The organism is Amycolatopsis nigrescens CSC17Ta-90 (assembly GCF_000384315.1).
GTDB lineage: Bacteria > Actinomycetota > Actinomycetes > Mycobacteriales > Pseudonocardiaceae > Amycolatopsis > Amycolatopsis nigrescens.
In genome coordinates, this window is record NZ_ARVW01000001.1 from 433732 (window position 1) to 449599 (window position 15868).

The 15868-nt window shown below is 70.4% G+C and carries 13 protein-coding genes; 4 read left to right on the forward strand and 9 right to left on the reverse strand.

Annotated features, from left to right (window positions below):
• Positions 1-6: 6 nt before the first annotated feature.
• From AMYNI_RS0102030 to AMYNI_RS46955, 4 genes are all read right to left on the reverse strand, one after another.
• Positions 7-669 carry a hypothetical protein gene (locus AMYNI_RS0102030; protein WP_063713748.1) on the reverse strand — a complete coding sequence of 221 codons (663 nt, stop codon included), beginning with the start codon at positions 667-669 and terminating at the stop codon, positions 7-9.
• A 168-nt stretch (positions 670-837) separates the two neighbouring features.
• Entirely contained in the window at positions 838-2061 is a 1224-nt protein-coding gene (locus AMYNI_RS0102035) for a sensor histidine kinase (RefSeq protein ID WP_020666296.1), read from the reverse strand.
• Positions 2058-2741 (reverse strand): two-component system response regulator CseB, encoded by a 684-nt coding sequence (cseB, locus tag AMYNI_RS0102040; protein ID WP_020666297.1) that lies wholly within the window; start codon positions 2739-2741, stop codon positions 2058-2060. The genes AMYNI_RS0102035 and cseB overlap by 4 nt, the downstream gene beginning before the upstream one ends.
• Positions 2738-3322, reverse strand: a complete 585-nt coding sequence (locus AMYNI_RS46955; RefSeq protein WP_020666298.1) for a putative periplasmic lipoprotein — start codon at positions 3320-3322, stop codon at positions 2738-2740. The genes cseB and AMYNI_RS46955 overlap by 4 nt, the downstream gene beginning before the upstream one ends.
• Positions 3323-3524: 202 nt before the next feature.
• Between AMYNI_RS46955 and AMYNI_RS43315 the strand changes: the two genes are divergently transcribed.
• Positions 3525-4631 carry an LCP family protein gene (locus tag AMYNI_RS43315; RefSeq protein WP_020666299.1) on the forward strand — a complete coding sequence of 369 codons (1107 nt, stop codon included), beginning with the start codon at positions 3525-3527 and terminating at the stop codon, positions 4629-4631.
• Between the two features lie 61 nt (positions 4632-4692).
• Here AMYNI_RS43315 and ndk read toward each other — a convergent pair whose 3' ends face one another.
• Together ndk and AMYNI_RS0102060 are read right to left on the reverse strand one after the other, a co-directional pair.
• Positions 4693-5103 carry a nucleoside-diphosphate kinase gene (ndk, locus tag AMYNI_RS0102055; RefSeq protein WP_020666300.1) on the reverse strand — a complete coding sequence of 137 codons (411 nt, stop codon included), beginning with the start codon at positions 5101-5103 and terminating at the stop codon, positions 4693-4695.
• Positions 5104-5160: 57 nt separating this feature from the next.
• On the reverse strand, positions 5161-6723 hold the full coding sequence (locus AMYNI_RS0102060; protein WP_020666301.1) for an alkaline phosphatase D family protein: 1563 nt from the start codon (positions 6721-6723) through the stop codon (positions 5161-5163).
• 179 nt (positions 6724-6902) lie between these two features.
• Between AMYNI_RS0102060 and AMYNI_RS0102065 the strand changes: the two genes are divergently transcribed.
• Positions 6903-9257 carry a penicillin acylase family protein gene (locus tag AMYNI_RS0102065; RefSeq protein ID WP_020666302.1) on the forward strand — a complete coding sequence of 785 codons (2355 nt, stop codon included), beginning with the start codon at positions 6903-6905 and terminating at the stop codon, positions 9255-9257.
• A 54-nt stretch (positions 9258-9311) separates the two neighbouring features.
• On the opposite strand, the gene AMYNI_RS0102070 is transcribed toward AMYNI_RS0102065, so the two are convergent.
• A complete protein-coding gene (locus AMYNI_RS0102070) occupies positions 9312-9713 on the reverse strand; it encodes a DUF4233 domain-containing protein (protein ID WP_020666303.1) in 402 nt (133 codons plus the stop codon).
• A gap of 25 nt (positions 9714-9738) precedes the next feature.
• Positions 9739-11415 (reverse strand): bifunctional tetrahydrofolate synthase/dihydrofolate synthase, encoded by a 1677-nt coding sequence (gene folC / locus AMYNI_RS0102075; protein ID WP_020666304.1) that lies wholly within the window; start codon positions 11413-11415, stop codon positions 9739-9741.
• A 99-nt stretch (positions 11416-11514) separates the two neighbouring features.
• Here folC and AMYNI_RS0102080 point away from each other — a divergent pair, with 99 nt between their 5' ends.
• The gene (locus tag AMYNI_RS0102080) at positions 11515-12129 is read left to right on the forward strand and encodes a class I SAM-dependent methyltransferase (protein ID WP_020666305.1); all 615 of its coding nucleotides are present in this window, start codon (positions 11515-11517) and stop codon (positions 12127-12129) included.
• 90 nt (positions 12130-12219) lie between these two features.
• Positions 12220-13095 carry an SGNH/GDSL hydrolase family protein gene (locus AMYNI_RS0102085; RefSeq protein WP_020666306.1) on the forward strand — a complete coding sequence of 292 codons (876 nt, stop codon included), beginning with the start codon at positions 12220-12222 and terminating at the stop codon, positions 13093-13095.
• 74 nt (positions 13096-13169) lie between these two features.
• On the opposite strand, the gene AMYNI_RS0102090 is transcribed toward AMYNI_RS0102085, so the two are convergent.
• Positions 13170-15812 (reverse strand): valine--tRNA ligase, encoded by a 2643-nt coding sequence (locus AMYNI_RS0102090; RefSeq protein ID WP_020666307.1) that lies wholly within the window; start codon positions 15810-15812, stop codon positions 13170-13172.
• Positions 15813-15868: the final 56 nt, after the last annotated feature.

Sequence of the window (15868 nt, forward strand, 5' to 3'; positions counted from 1 at the left end):
GGCCCCCTAGGAATAGGTGATGCTCCAGCCGGATCCGTCGAAACTGCAGTTCGCGTTGAAGTTCCCGCCGGCGAATTCCAGCCGCTCCGGGTAGGTCATGCCGCTCTGGTCGACCACGTCGCCGGCGGCGTACTTGCCGAACGCGATCCAGTACGCCGGATGCGGGTCGAACTGCTGCTTGTACTTCGGCTCGGTGGGCACCACGAACGTACCGGCCCCGCTCATCCCGATCCCCACACAGCCCTGTTTCGCATTGCCGGATCCGGGTACCGACTTGTCCTGGTCGACGAGCAGTGCTCCCTTGGTGCCGGTTTCCGTGGCACCGAACAGGAAGCCATCGTCGATGTACAACAGGGAAATGACGTTCCGGTCCACCAGGTTCGCCTGCACGACCTGTCCGGCCTGATAGTTGACCCCGGGTCTCAGCTCGCCCTGCTGCCCCCAGACGAAATTGAACTTCAGATCCCAGAAGAATCCCACCTGCGTACCCGGGTGACACGTTTTGACCAGCCAGGCGAGCGTGTGCACGTCCTTGGGCATGTCCGGCTGCTCCTGGAAGATGAGCGCCTTGTGGCCGGCCAGCTTGGAGTTGTTGGTAATGGTCACCGAATATTTGGTGTCCTCACCCAGCTCCAGCACGTCATGGGCTCGATACGACACGACAGTCATGGTTGACACTCCTCGGATTTCATGGGCGGGACCCCGCCGAGATCAGTCTGCTCCTCGGTCGGGCGTCAAGAAAAGCAGAGACACCCGTCCGGACCTCGCGGCAACCCACTTGCCGTATTTAGCAGATTTATTCGTTCGGCCGAATGGTTATTGCCGCGGCTGTTCCGTTCACTCCGGTGGCGGCAGCTCGAAGGTGACCAGGGCGCCGCCATCGGGCGCGTTCGCGAAAAGCAGGGTGCCACCGAGCACTTTGGCCTGTGCGGCCGCGATGGTCAGGCCGAGGCCGTGCCCGCCCGGCCGGTTGGTGTCCCCGGTCCGGAACCTGCTCGGCCCTTCGCGCAACAGGGTGTCGGGCAGGCCGGGGCCGTGGTCGCGCAGCGCGACCCGCCCGCCGTCGACCTCGATCTCGATCGGCGGGGCGCCGTGCCGCCTGGCGTTGAGCATCAGGTTGACCAGCACCCGCTCCAGCCGCCGCGGATCGGTCTCCAGCGCGGCGTCGGTGATCACCCGCACCTCGGCTTCCGGCACCACCCCGGCCGCCCGGCGGCGGACGAACTCGCCGAGCGCCACCTCGGAGCGGTCCGGCTCTTCGGTCGCGGTGTCCAGCCTGGCCACCTCGAGGACGTCCTCCACCAGCGACCGCAGCGCCGACACCCGGTCGCGGACCAGTTCGGCGGGACGGCCCGGCGGCAGCAGCTCGGCCGCGGTGACCAGCCCGGTCACCGGGGTGCGCAGCTCGTGCGCGATGTCGGCGGTCACCCTGCGCTCGGCCACCAGCCGCGCCTGCAACGCGTCCGCCATCGCGTCCACCGCCTGCGCGAGGTCGGCGGTCTCGTCCTGCGGCCGGGTGCCGATGGCGTCTCTGACCCGCGCCGGGTCCCCGGCCGCCACCCGGCCGGCCGCTTCGGCCGCGCGCCGCAGCCGCCTGGACAGCCGGTTGCCGATCACGATGCCCAGCAGCGCACCGGCCACCGCCACCACCACCGAACCGATCACCAGCACCTGGTCCAGCCCGGCCAGCGCCTGCGTCTGGTCGGCGTAGGAGCTGCGCAGCGAGAGGATCCGCCCGTCCACATCGGCCGCCGCCCAAATCCCCGGGTCCGGAGTGGACTCGTCGAGATAGGTCGCCCGGTTCCCGCCGAGCACGGCCGCCCGCAGCGGCGGCGGCAGCGCGGGATCGTCGAGCTTGCTGTCCAGGATGGCCTGGCCGGTGCTGGCGTGGTCGCGCAGGATCACCTGCAGCCGTTCGTCCTGCAGCTCGCGCGCCTGCTCCAGCTGGGTGCGGGCGAACGCGCCGTGCACCAGCAGGCTCAGCCCGACCGCCGCGGCCGCGGTGACCAGCATGATCACCGCGCTGAACTTCCCGCGCAGGGTGGCCGGGAACAGCTTCACGAACCGGGCCTGAGCTTGTAGCCGAACCCGCGCACGGTCTCGATCCGGTCCTGGCCGATCTTGGCCCGCAGCCGCTGGACGTGCACGTCGACCACGCGGGTGTCCCCGCCCCACTGGTAGTCCCAGACCCCGGCCAGCAGCGTGTCCCGGCTCAGCACGCTGCCCGGTTCCTCGGCGAACCGCAGGATCAGCCGCATCTCGGTGGGCGTCAGCTCGATCACCGTGCCGTCCCGGCGTACTTGGACCGCGTCCGGGTCGATCTCCAGCGCACCGAAGCGCAGCACCGGGTCGGCCGACTTACCGGCCGTGTCGCGGCCGGCCCTGCGCAGCACGGTGCTGATGCGGGCCACCAGCACCGCGCTGTCGAACGGCTTGGTCACGTAGTCGTCGGCACCGGCCTCCAGGCCGAGCACCACGTCCACCGGGTCCGAACGGGCGGAGAGCATGATCACCGGCACCGAGGTCTGCTCGCGGATCCGCCGGCACAGGCTGACCCCGTTCATCCCGGGCAGCATCACGTCCAGCAGCGCGATGTCCGGCGGCCCGGCGCGGAACGCGGACAGCCCGAGCAGCCCGTCCGCGGCCACCGTGACCCGGAACCCCTGCCGTTGCAGGCTGAGCTGGGTCGCCTCGCGGATCACGTCGTCGTCCTCGACGAACAGCACATGCGTTTCGGTCACCGCGGCGCCTCCGTGAATGCGGCACCGTCCCAGCGGTACAAGCCGACCGGGCTGCTGGTGGGGCAGCACGGCGCGTCCCCGGTCAGGTAGACCGCGCGCAACGCCGCGATCTCCCCTTCGCCGACCTGTTCCACCGAACCGCCGCGCTCCTGGGTGGCGAACAGCGCGACCGGCTTCCCGTCCCTGATGGTGTAGACGTGGCCACCGAGCCGCCGCTCGATCGGCACCACCCGCTCCGGCAGGCCGGACAGCTTCTCGAGCAGAAGCGCCGAGGGGCAGGCCCACACGTTGATCAGGACTTCGGGCACCGCGTCCCCGGTGAGGTCGGCGTACTGGGCCTCCAGCGGGTACCGGCCGTCGGCGCACGGCTTCAGGTCGTCCTTGGTCGCCTGGTTCACCGCGGGATCGTCGAGCAGCACCCGGACCGGGTCCACGCTGATCGAGGCGCCCGCCACCGGGTTCATCGCGCCCGGCGGCCGTTCCACCTGATCGACCCGCCCCTCCACCCGGACGCCGGGGTCGGTCGCGCACGCTCCGAGCAAGAACACCAGCCCCAGGCAGCCGAGCCGCCACCGTTTCACCCGACTACCGCCTTCCCGTTCCACTCGACTGCGATTGTGCCCCGAGCAGCGCCCGCGTTTCGCGCCGGACCTGCACTGTTACCCGACCGACGGACAGTCGCGGGGCCGCTGTTACACGACTGCAGCCGGGCGGTGAAACCCCGTGGCTAGCTTCGAACCCGAGTGCACGAATCACCCCGATTCACCTCGGAAAGGGAGTTCGATGTCGCTGGTGCGCAAGAGCGTGGTGGTCCTGCTGACCGCGGCGGCCCTGCTGATCGCCGGGGTGGCCACCTATACCTACGTCCGGTACCAGCAGCTCGACGACGGCGTCGCCACCGACGACGTGATCTCCCCGCGTCCCTCCGCGTCGTCCGCACCACCCGTGAACGGGATGAACATCCTGCTGATCGGGCTGGACAGCCGCACCGACAACCACGGCAGGCCGCTGCCGCAGGCGGTGCTCGACGAGCTGCGGGCTGGCGAGCCGGACGGGCAGGAGCTGGCCGACACGATGATCCTGGTGCACCTGCCGAAGGATTCCGCGCGCCCGGCGTCCGCGGTGTCCTTCCCCCGTGACTCCTATGTGGACATCGCGGGCGGGTTCGGCAAGCACAAGATCAACTCCGCGTACGCGCGAGCGAAGAACGCGGCGGCGGACCGCCTACGTGCCGAGGGCGTGACCGACGACGACCGGATCGCCCGCGAGTCGGCGACCGAGGGACGGCGCAACCTGATCGCCACCATCAGCGCGCTCACCGGCGTCGGAATCGACCACTACGCCGAGGTCAACCTGTACGGCTTCAGCGAGATCACCAAGGCCATCGGCGGCATCGACGTCTGCCTCAACAACCCCGTGCACGACAGCTACTCCGGCGCGGACTTCCCGGCCGGGCCGCAGACACTGTCCGGAGTGGACGCGCTGAAGTTCGTCCGGCAGCGGCACGGCCTGCCCGGCGGCGACCTGGACCGGATCCGGCGGCAGCAGGCATTCCTGGCCGGGGTCCGGGACAAGATCACCTCGGCCGGCATGCTCACCGATCCCGCCGCCACGGGCCGGCTGATCGACGCGGTGTCCGGGTCGGTGCTGCTGGACCAGGGCTGGGACGTCGCCGACTTCGCGCGACGGATCCAGGCGCTGGCCGGTTCCAGCGTGGAGTTCCAGACCATTCCCACCGGGCGGTCCGATCTGTCCACTCCGGACGGTTCCGCGGTGCAGGTCGATCCGGCTCAGGTCAAGGAGTTCGCCAAGCTGTGGCTGGCCGATCCCCCGATGAACAACGCCGCGGGTGGCGGTGGCGCTGCCGCCGGTCCCACCTGCGTCAACTAAGCGCCCGGGGGTCGTGAGTGAAAAGTGTTGCCGGGGCAACACTTTTCACTCACGAGGCCGGTCAGAGCTTGGGGAACCAGAGGGCCAGCTCGCGGTTGGCCGACTCGGCCGAGTCGGAGCCGTGCACCAGGTTGAACTGGGTCTCCAGCGCGAAGTCGCCGCGAATGGTGCCCGGGGTGGCCTTCTCCACCGGGTCGGTGCCGCCGGCCAGCTGCCGGAACGCCGCGATGGCGCGCGGGCCCTCGACGGCTAGCGCGACGACCGGGCCGGAGGTGATGAACTCCAGCAGCTCGCCGAAGAACGGCTTCTCCTTGTGCTCGGCGTAGTGCTCCTCGGCCACCGAACGCTCCACGGTGCGCAGCTCCAGCGCGGCCAGGGTCAGGCCCTTGCCTTCGATCCGCGAGATGACCTCGCCGACCAGACCGCGCTTGACGCCATCGGGCTTGACCAGAACCAGCGTGCGTTCACTCACGACGGTGTTTCTCCTTCAGCAGGTCTTGTGCTATTCGCCCGAACTCTAACGTTCCGGTCATCGGCGCTCGGGGTGCAGGGTCGTCGACCACAGCGAAACGCCGGCCGCGTCGCGCAGGTCGACGGTCAGTTCGCCGCTGCGGCCGTGCACGTTCAGCTCGCCGAAATGCTGGAATCCGTCCAGCGGCGAGGTGTTCGCCGCCGGTGGCGCGTGCACGAACACCGCTTCCGGCCCGAAGGTCGGGTCCAGCTTGTTCGGCCCGAACGCGCCGGCGTGCAGCGGCCCGGAGACGAACTCCCAGAACGGGTCGAAGTCCCCCACCGCGGCCCGGTCCGGCGAGTAGTGGTGCGCCGAGCTGTAGTGCACGTCGGCGGTCAGCCACACCACGTTGCGGACCCGGCGCCGGGAGATCTCCCGCAGCACCCAGGCCAGCTCGGTCTCACGCCCGCCGGCCGCGCCGGGCAGCCCGTTCGCCACGCCCTCGATGTGCTGCCCGTCCGGCACCACCACCCCGATCGGCATATCGGCCTGCACGATCTTCCAGGTCGCGGTGCTCCGGTCCAGCGCGCGGACCAGCCAGTCCGCCTGCCGCTGCCCGAGCATGTGCCCCGGCCGTGACGGGTCGGAGGTGTTCGCGTCCCGGTAGGTGCGCATGTCCAGCACGAACACCTCGACCCGGCTGCCGTAGCGGAAGCTCCGGTAGACCCGGCCGTCCACCGCGGCCCGCTGGTCGATCGGATGCCATTCGTGGAACGCCTGGAAGGCCCGCGCGGCGAGCACGTCCACCCGCTTCTCGGTGTACTCCGGGCGATCCGTGAGGATCTCCCCCGGGTACCAGTTGTTGACCACCTCGTGGTCGTCCCACTGCAGATAGGCGGGCACCTCGGCGGCGAACCGGCGCAGGTTGTCGTCGAGCAGGTTGTAGGCGAACTGGCCGCGGTACTCGTCCAGCGTCTCGGCCACCTTGGCCTTCTCCGGGGTGACCACGTTTCGCCAGGTCCGGCCGTCGGGCAGGGTGACCCGCTCGCTCAGCGGCCCGTCCGCGTACACCGTGTCGCCGCTGTGCAGGAACAGGTCCGGGCGGCGCTCGGCCATCGCCGCGTAGATCCGCATGCCGCCGATGTCGGGGTTGATCCCCCAGCCCTGCCCTGCCACGTCTCCGGACCACAGCAGCCGCACGTCCCGGCGGCCGATCGGCGCGGTGCGGAGCATGCCGGTGCGCGGTTCGCTGGCGACGCGGCCGTCCAGCGCTTCGGCGGTGACCCGGTAGTGCAGTTCGGTGCCGGGCGGCAGGCCGGGCACGCGCAGCTTGCCGGTGCCGCCGGTGTCCGGGGTGAGCAGCGGCCCGCGCAGCCGCCTGGCGCGGCGGAACGACGGGTCGGTGGCGATCTCCACCAGCATCCTGGCCGGCCGGTCCGCCCTGGACCAGACGATGGCCGAACTGGTGGTGACGTCGCCGGACTGGACGCCGTGGGTGAGCACCGGGCGGTCGCCGCGGAGCAGGACGGGCGCGGCACCGGCGGGCCTGGCGGTCAGCAGGCCGGTGCCCAGCAATCCGGTGGCGGTGAGGCCGGCGGCGCGCAGCACGGTCCGCCGGTCGTGGTGGGTCGGTTCGGTCATGGCGCGGTTCTATCCCGCGTCGCGGTCCACCCGGCCAACTGGGGTTGTCCACCCGGTGAACCTGCGGAACTCCGCACGATGATCGAAATAGCGAGCTGCCGACGGGCCGCGGTGGCTACGTTGAGCGAGAAAGCACTTACCGAAAGGCGGTATCCATGTCACTGGCCCGAAAATGGCCGATGGCTCTGGTGGCTCTGATCCTGGTGACCTCAGCGCCCGCGGTGGCCGAGGCCGGCGGAGCCCGCAGCACGATCCGCTACACCGAGCACGGCGTCCCGCACATCGTGGCCAAGGACTTCGACGGTCTCGGCTACGGCTACGGCTACGCGGCGGCGAAGGACAACATCTGCGAGCTGGCGAACGGTTATCTCACCGTTTCCGCCCAGCGCTCCCGCCATTTCGGCCCGGACGGCACCGGCAATTCGGCGCTCAGCTCGGCGAGCGGCAACCTGAACAGCGACCTGTACTTCCAGCGGATCATCGATGAGGGCACGGTGGAGCGGTTGGCCGCCCAGCCCGCCCCGCTCGGGCCCCGCGCCGAGGTCCGCGAGCTCGTCTCCGGCTACACCCAGGGCTACAACCGCTATCTCGCCGAAACCGGGCCGGACGGCGTCACCGATCCGGCCTGCCGTGGCGCGGACTGGCTGCGGCCGATCGATGAGCTGGACGTCTACCGGCACTTCTACGCCATCGCCACGGTCTCCGGGCAGGGCGCGCTGGCCGACGGCACGGTCACCGCCGCACCGTCCCAGCCGGTCGCCAGCGACACCGATCACACGGCCACGGCCGAACGGCTGAAAGCCGGTCTGGAGCGCACGCTCGGTACCGGCGAGCTGGGCAGCAACGGCATCGCGATCGGCTCGGAAGGCGTGGCCGAGAACGCCGGAGCGCGGAGTGTGCTGCTCGGCAATCCGCACTATCCCTGGCACGGCGGGCGCCGGTTCTGGCAGTCGCAGCTGACCATTCCCGGCCGGTTCGACGTCTCCGGCGCGAGCCTGCTCGGCGTCCCGCTGGTGCAGATCGGGCACACCGCGAACGCGGCCTGGACGCACACCGTGGCCACCCCGCGCACCTTCGGCCTGTTCGAGGTGCCGCTGGTGCCCGGCGACCCGACCAGCTACCTGGTGGACGGGCGGCCGGAGAAGATGACCTCCTCGACCGTCCGGGTCGCGGTCAAGCAGGAAGACGGCTCGCTCGGCGAGGTGCAGCGGACGTTGTACGGCACCCGCTACGGACCGGTGCTCACCTCCGCCACCGGCGTGCCGCTGCCGTGGACCGGGCAGTCCGCGCACGCCCTGCGGGACGGCAACGCGGCCAACCTGCGCGGGCTGAACACCTGGTTCGGGCTGAACCAGGCGCAGAGCACCGGGCAGATCCTGCGCGCGCTGACCGAGACCCAGGGCGCGCCGTGGGTGAACACGGTGGCCACCGACCGGGCGGGGAACGCGCTGTACTCGGACGTCCAGGTGGTCCCGCACGTCACCGACGAGCTCGAACGCGACTGCGGCACCCCGCTCGGGCACAAGCTGTTCGCCGCCTCCGCAGTGTCTATTTTGGACGGTGGAAGGTCGTCCTGTGCCTGGGGAACCGACGCGGACGCGGTCGAGCCCGGCCTGTTCGGACCGGCAAGACTGCCGGCTCAGCAGCGCCGCGACTACACGCTCAACGCGAACGACAGCGCCTGGCTGGCGAACGCGCGTGAGCCGATCACCGGCTACCCGAGGATCGTCGGCACGATCGGCACCGAACGCTCCGCGCGTACCCGCGAAGCCCTGTCCCGAGTCGAGGAAGTGTTGTCCGGCAAGGGATTCAGCACGGACTCGATGAAGGAGCTGCTGTTCGCCGAGCACAGCAAGATGGCCGAGCTGGCCGCCCCGGACGCGGCGAAGATGTGCGCCGCCTTCCCCGACGGCCAGGCACCTTCGGCGCACGGGCCGGTGGACGTGCGGACGGCCTGCGACGCACTGGCCGGATGGGACCACAGCTACCGGCTCGACTCGCTCGGCTCGCTGCTGTTCGAGCGGTTCGTGCTCAATCTTGGCTCGGCCGGCGGGCAGTGGCTGACCGCGTTCGATCCGGCCGATCCGGTGCGCACGCCGAACACGCTGAACACCGGGGCCGCCGCCGTGCAGACCGCGTTCGGCAACGCGGCCGCCGAGCTGCGCGACGCCGGCATCCCGCTGGACGCGCGCCTCGCCGACTACCAGTCGGTGACCAGGAACGGGGTCCGGATCCCGCTGCACGGCGCCCCGCACCAGCTCGGGGTGCTGGACGTGATCTCGCCCGTCTGGGACGCGCGCCGGGGCAATGTGGAGGTGAGCACGGGGTCGAGCTTCCTGCAGGTGGTCGCGTTCGGCCGGGACGCCTGCCCGGACGCTTCGACGCTGCTCACCTACTCGCAGTCGGCGGACCCGACGTCACCGTACTTCGCCGACCAGACCGAGCTGTTCTCCCGCGGTGAATGGGCACGCGGCCGCTTCTGCGAACGCGACATTCTCGCCTCCCCGGCCCTGCACGTCGTCCCTTTGCGCTAAAACCGCAGGTCACCGGTCGTGAGTGAAAAGTGTTGCCAGGGCAACGCTTTTCACTCACGACCCGGTGGTGGGTTGCTGGCTGGGGAGGGTGCCGGCGGCCATCCGCTTTGCCACCTCGCGGCGCAGCCAGAGCAGCCACACCAGGATGGCGAGGAACAGCAGCCCGATGATGGCCACCGCGGGCAACACGAAGAAGAACGCGATCAGGCCGAGTTGCAGGGCGAGCACCACCGGTACCACCCAGGAGTACTTGAGCAGCCCGCAGCAGACCACCAGCGCGACCGCGATGGCGATCACCGCCCAGCCCTTGGCGCTGTCGATGCCGCCGCCGAGCTTCGCCACCACCGGCAGCGCCAGTGCGACGGTAATCGCCTCCATGATCAGCGTCCCGGCCAGCACCCCGCGGAAGGACTTCATCGGGTCCTTCGCCGGCTTCGGCACCTGCTGCTCGCTCATTCCCACACTCCAAGCTCACCCGAACTCATGCCGGCTGCCTACCGAAAAGGGTACGGGCCTCACCGGCGGTGACCACCGAGCCGGTGATCAGCACCCCGCCGCCGGCCAGCGGCTCCTCCGGGTCGTCGCTCTGCTCGACCAGGCCGACCGCGGTCTCCACCGCCGCGTCCAGGCTGGGTTCGGCCAGCACGCGCTCCTCGCCGAAGACCGAGATCGCCAGCTCGTTCAGCTCCTCCAGCGGCATCGACCGCGGCGAGGAGTTCCTGGTCACCACGATCTCGGAGAGCACCGGCTCCAGCGCCTCCAGGATGCCGCGCGCGTCCTTCTCCGCCATCACCCCGACCACCGCGACCAGCTTGCGGAACGCGAACTCCTCGGCCAGCGCGGTGGCCAGCGCGGCCGCGCCGTGCGGGTTGTGCGCCGCGTCCAGCAGCACCGCCGGCGCCGCTCGCATCCGTTCCAGCCTGCCGGGGGTCTCCACCTCGGCGAACGCCTCCCGGACCGCCTCCACGACGAGCTGCCGGTCCTTGCCGGCGCCGAAGAACGCCTCCACCGCGGCCAGCGCCAGCACCGCGTTCGCCGCCTGGTGCGCGCCGTGCAACGGCAGGAAGATCTCCTCGTAGACACCGCCGAGGCCCTGCAGCTTCAGCAGCTGCCCGCCGACCGCGACCTCCCGCTCCAGCACCGCGAACTCGCTGCCCGCCCTGGCCACCGTGGCGTCCACCTCGACCGCGCGTTCGAGCAGCACCCGCAGCACGTCCGGGTCCTGTTCGGCGAGCACCGCGACGGTGCCCGGCTTGATGATGCCCGCCTTCTCCCTGGCGATCCCGGTCAGCTCGCCGCCGAGGTACTCCACGTGGTCGATGCCGATCGGGGTGATCGCGGCGACCTGTGCCTCGGCCACGTTGGTGGCGTCCCAGGTGCCGCCCAGCCCGGTCTCCAGCACCGCGGCCTCCACCGGCGCGTCCGCGAAGGCCGCGAAGGCCATCCCGGTGAGCACCTCGAACTTGCTCATCGCCGGGCCGCCGGCACCGTCCACCATGGACACGTAGGGCGCGATGTCGCGGAACAGCTCGACGTACCGCGCGGCCGGGATCGGCGCGCCGTCCACCGCGATCCGCTCGGTGACCAGCTGCAGGTGCGGGCTGGTGTACCGGCCGACCCGCAGGCCCATCCTGGTCAGCAGCGCGTCGATCATCCTGGCGGTGGAGCCCTTGCCGTTGGTGCCGGCCACCTGGATCACCGGGTAGCCCTTGTGCGGCTCGCCGAGCAGGTTGACCAGCGCGGAGATCCTGGTCAGCGACGGCTCGATCACGGTCTCCGGCCAGCGCTGGTTCAGCTCGGCCTCGACCGCGGCCAGCTCGTACCTGGCCTGCCGCCCGTTCGGGTCCACCGGTTCCCCGGTTTCGCCCTGGTCGTCCAGCTCGTGCAGTTCGTCGTCGCCGGCCTTGGCCAGATCCGGCACCGGGCCCAGCGCGAGGTTGTCGCCGAGCTGGCCGACCCCGCCGATGCCGCCGCGGGAACCACCGCCCGCGTCGAAAGCCCGGTCCAGGGTGGACAACTCGGCGTCCGGGGCATCAGGGTCTTCGGGGTCTTCGGGGGCCGAGTGCGCGCCCAACTCGTCGACCCCGGCGTAGCTGTCCGGATCGCCCAGCCTCGGGTCGCCGTCTTCGGACGGCTCGTCCGGGTTCTCTTGCCGCACTCCAACTCCCAACTCGTGCCTGCGCACGGACCACCCGAGTCTACGTGCGGGGCTCTCGCGGCCGCCCACCTGCGTGCCGTTGCTCAGTAGCCTGGCCGCATGCCGTTCAACCACAACAACTTCTATCACTCGCTGCTGCTCAAGCAGGTCCCCGAAGGCGCCCGCACCGCGCTGGACGTGGGCTGCGGGGCCGGCCTGTTCGCCCGGCGACTGGCCGCGGCCGGGCTCGACGTGGACGGGGTGGACCAGTCCGCGCAGATGATCGACATCGCCACCGCGCAGGGCTCCCCCGGACCGGGCCGGACCGAGTACCGGCAGCAGGACATCGCCGAGGCCGCGCCCTCGGCCGGGCGGTACGACTTCATCTCCTGCCTGGCCTCGATCCACCACGTGCCCTTCGAGACGGTGACCTCGCTGCGGGCGGCGCTGCGGCCCGGCGGCGTGCTGGCGATCCTCGGCCTCGGCAAGCCGCGGTCCGCGCGGGACTGGGTCACCTGGGGACTGGCCAGTCCGCCGCTGAACCTGGCCGCCCGGCTGCTGGTGCACACCGGCGAGCGGCTCGACGGCGGCCCGCCGACGACGGCACAGGCGCCGGTCAGCGACTGGGCCATGTCGATGGCCGAGATCAGGCGCGAGTCCGCGGCGCTACTGCCTGGCCGGACCGTGCGGACACTGTTGTTCTGGCGTTACCTGTTGGTCTACCGAAACGAGTGAAGAGCGGTTCAGCCACTCGAATGGAGGCAGCGTTCTCACTGCGTTACCGACTAGGAACAGAGTGTCAGCCCGACTCAAAGGGGAGTCTCCATGCGCACTCGCCGGTTCCTGCTCACCACGGTCCTCGCCGCACTGGCGATGATCGCGTCCAGCCTCACCGCGGCGGCCGCGACCCGGTCGTTCCAGCGCTATGTCGCGCTCGGCGACTCGTACACCGCCGGCCCGCTGATCCCGCTGCCGCGGCTGGACCCGCTCGGCTGCGGCCGCTCGACCGCCAACTACCCCGCGCTGCTCGCGCAGGCGCTGCACGTGCGGTCCTACACCGACGCCAGCTGCAGCGGCGCGGACACCACGCACATGACCACCGCGCAGGACGTGCTGCTGGGCCGGAACCGGCCGCAGTTCGACGCCCTGCGCACCGACACCGACCTGGTCACCCTGGGCATCGGCGGCAACGACTACGGCGTCTTCGGCGCGGCCATCGGCACCTGCCCCGGTCTGCGCGCGTCCGACCCGACCGGCAACCCGTGCGAGCGGCACTTCACCGTCGACGGGGTGGACACCCTGAAGGCGGCCATCGCCCGGATCCAGCCGAACGTGACCGAGGTGCTCAAGGGCATCCACCAGCGCTCGCCGGGGGCGAAGGTGCTGGTCATCGGCTACCCGAGGATCGCACCGGCGCGCGGCTACTGCCCGGATGTGCTGCCCTTCGCCAACGGTGACTACGCCTGGCTGAACAGCGTCGAAGTAGCGCTCAACCACGCACTGGCCAAGGCCGCCGCCGAGGACGGCGACGCGTCCTATGTGGACACCTTCGGCCCGTCGCTCGGCCACGACGCCTGCGCCCCGCGCGGCGTCGCCTGGATCAACGGCAAGGACCTGGACCTGCTCGCCGCCGCCGACTACCACCCGTTCCGCACCGGCATGGCCGGCGTCGCCGCCGTCACCCTCTCCACCCTCCGCTAAGCCCCCTGCCCAGTCCGTGAAGGCCACCTTGCCTACCTTGAAGGTAGGCAAGGTGGCCTTCACGGACAAAAAAGCTAGGAGGCTGGGAGGGTGGAGAGGCGAGAGGTGATGCGGGTGATGTCGGCGAGCGCGGTTTCCTTGCGCAGCTTGATCTTGTCGACGACTGCCGCCGGCGCCTTGGCCAGGAAGGCTTCGTTGCCCAGTTTGCCCTCGGTCTGCTGGAGTTCCTTGCGCGCCGCGGCCAGGTCCTTCTCCAGCCGCTTGCGCTCGGCCACCACGTCCACCGTGCCGGACAGGTCCAGCTCGATCTTGGCCATCCCGGCGGACAGCGGCACCTCCAGCGACGCGCTCGGCGCGAAGCCGTCCTCCGGGTCGGTCAGCCGGACCAGCGAGCGCACCGCGCCGTCGTGCCCGGAGATCTCCTCGAATCCGCCGCCGGAAAGCCGCGCCGCCACCTTCTGCCCCGGCTTGAGCCCCTGGTCCGCACGGAACCGGCGCACCTCGGTGACCAGCTTCTGCACGTCCGCGATCCGCCCGTCGGCCACCGGGTCGGCGTACGCACCGTCCGCATTGGACAGTGCGGGCCACTCCGCGATGACCAGCGACTCGCCGCCGGTGAGCGCGGTCCACAGCTTCTCGGTGACGAACGGGATCAGCGGGTGCAGCAGCCGCAGCACCACGTCCAGCACGTGCCCGAGCACCGCCCTGGTGTTCGCCACCGTGCGCTCGTCGCCCTGGTAGAACTGCACCTTCGCCAGTTCCAGGTACCAGTCGCACAGCTCGTCCCAGGTGAAGTGGTACAGCGCCTCGGTGGCCTTGGCGAACTGGTACTCCTCCAGCAGCCCGTCCACTTCGGACACGACCGAGCCGAGCATGCCGAGTATCCACCGGTCGGCCTCGGTGAGCTGCTCGGCTGGCGGCACCGGGGTGGCCACGTTGGCGCCGTTCATCAGCGCGAACTTGGTGGCGTTCCACAGTTTCGTGCAGAAGTTCCGCGAGCCGCTGACCCACTCCTCGGCCATCGCCATGTCACCGCCCGGGTTCGCCCCGCGCGCCAGGGTGAACCGGGTGGCGTCCGCGCCGTAGCTGTTCATCCAGTCCAGCGGGTCGATCACGTTGCCCTTGGACTTGGACATCTTCTTGCCGTTGGCGTCGCGGACCAGCCCGTGCAGATAGAGATTGTCGAACGGCTGCACCCCGTCGGTGGCGTACAGGCCGAACATCATCATCCGCGCGACCCAGAAGAACAGGATGTCGTAGGCGGTGCACAGGACGCTGGTCGGATAGAACTTCGCCAGGTCCGCGGTGCGCTCCGGCCAGCCGAGCGTGGACAGCGGCCACAGCCCGGAGGAGAACCAGGTGTCCAGCACGTCCGGGTCCTGGTACCAGCCCTCACCGGTGGGCGGCTCCTCGTCCGGGCCGAGGCAGACGCTCTTGTCGTCCGGGCCGTACCAGACCGGGATCCGGTGCCCCCACCAGAGCTGGCGCGAGATGGTCCAGTCGTGCATGTTGTCGACCCAGTCGAAGTAGCGCTTGGCCAGCTCCGGCGGGTGAATCGTGGTGCGGCCGTCGCGCACCGCGTCGCCGGCCGCGCGGGCCAGCGGCTCGACCTTCACCCACCACTGCAGCGAAAGCCGCGGCTCGACCACCGTGTCGCAGCGCGAGCAGTGCCCGACCGAGTGCAGATACGGCCGCTTCTCCGCGACGATCCGGCCCTGTTCCCGCAGCGCCGCGACCACCGCCGGCCGCGCCTCGAACCGGCCCTGCCCCTGGAACGGCCCGTGCGCGGTGATCACCGCGTGTTCGTCCATAATGGACAACGCGGGCAGGTCGTGCCGCCTGCCGATCTCGAAGTCGTTCGGGTCGTGCGCGGGGGTGACCTTGACCGCGCCGGTGCCGAACTCGGGGTCCACGTGCTCGTCGGCCACGATCGGGATCATCCGGCCGGTCAGCGGCAGCTCGACCTCGGTGCCGATCAGGTGCCGGTACCGCTCGTCGTCCGGGTGCACCGCAACCGCGGTGTCTCCGAGCATCGTCTCGGCGCGGGTGGTGGCCACCACGATCGCGTCCTGGCCGTCGCCGTAGCGGATCGACACCAGCTCGCCCTCGTCCTCGGAGTGGTCCACCTCGATGTCGGACAGCGCGGTGAGGCAGCGCGGGCACCAGTTGATGATCCGCTCGGCGCGGTAGATCAGCCCGTCCTCGTACAGCTTCTTGAACATGGTCTGCACGGCCCGCGACCGGGCTTCGTCCATGGTGAAGCGCTCACGGGACCAGTCGACGCTGTCGCCGAGCCGCCGCATCTGGTCGAGGATCCGGCCGCCGTACTCGGCCTTCCAGTCCCACACGCGCTCGACGAACTTCTCCCGGCCGAGGTCGTGCCGCGACTTGCCCTCGCCTGCCAGTTCGCGTTCCACCACGTTCTGGGTGGCGATGCCGGCGTGGTCCATGCCGGGCAGCCACAGCGCCTCGTAGCCCTGCATCCGGCGGCGGCGGGTCATCACGTCCATCAGGGTGTGGTCCAGCGCGTGCCCCACGTGCAGGCTGCCGGTGACGTTCGGCGGCGGCAGTACGATCGTGAACGGCGGCTTTTCCGACCCGGCGTCCGCGGTGAAGTATCCGGCGTCTACCCAGCGCTGGTAGAGGTCGGCTTCTTCCTCGGCCGGGTTCCAGGCACCCGGGAGTTCGGTCTGCTGCTGCGCGTGGTTCTCCGTCACAACCGGTAAGTCTACGAACCGGCTCCGGCCCGGCGCATCCGCATTGGTAACGATCG

Bases quoted from the DNA above. Each gene is read 5' to 3' on its own strand.
- AMYNI_RS0102030 (WP_063713748.1), bottom strand. From the start codon at position 669: ATGACTGTCGTGTCGTATCGAGCCCATGACGTGCTGGAGCTGGGTGAG.
- AMYNI_RS43315 (WP_020666299.1), top strand. From the start codon at position 3,525: ATGTCGCTGGTGCGCAAGAGCGTGGTGGTCCTGCTGACCGCGGCGGCC.
- AMYNI_RS0102060 (WP_020666301.1), bottom strand. From the start codon at position 6,723: ATGACCGAACCGACCCACCACGACCGGCGGACCGTGCTGCGCGCCGCC.
- AMYNI_RS0102065 (WP_020666302.1), top strand. From the start codon at position 6,903: ATGGCTCTGGTGGCTCTGATCCTGGTGACCTCAGCGCCCGCGGTGGCC.
- AMYNI_RS0102070 (WP_020666303.1), bottom strand. From the start codon at position 9,713: ATGAGCGAGCAGCAGGTGCCGAAGCCGGCGAAGGACCCGATGAAGTCC.
- AMYNI_RS0102080 (WP_020666305.1), top strand. From the start codon at position 11,515: ATGCCGTTCAACCACAACAACTTCTATCACTCGCTGCTGCTCAAGCAG.
- AMYNI_RS0102085 (WP_020666306.1), top strand. From the start codon at position 12,220: ATGCGCACTCGCCGGTTCCTGCTCACCACGGTCCTCGCCGCACTGGCG.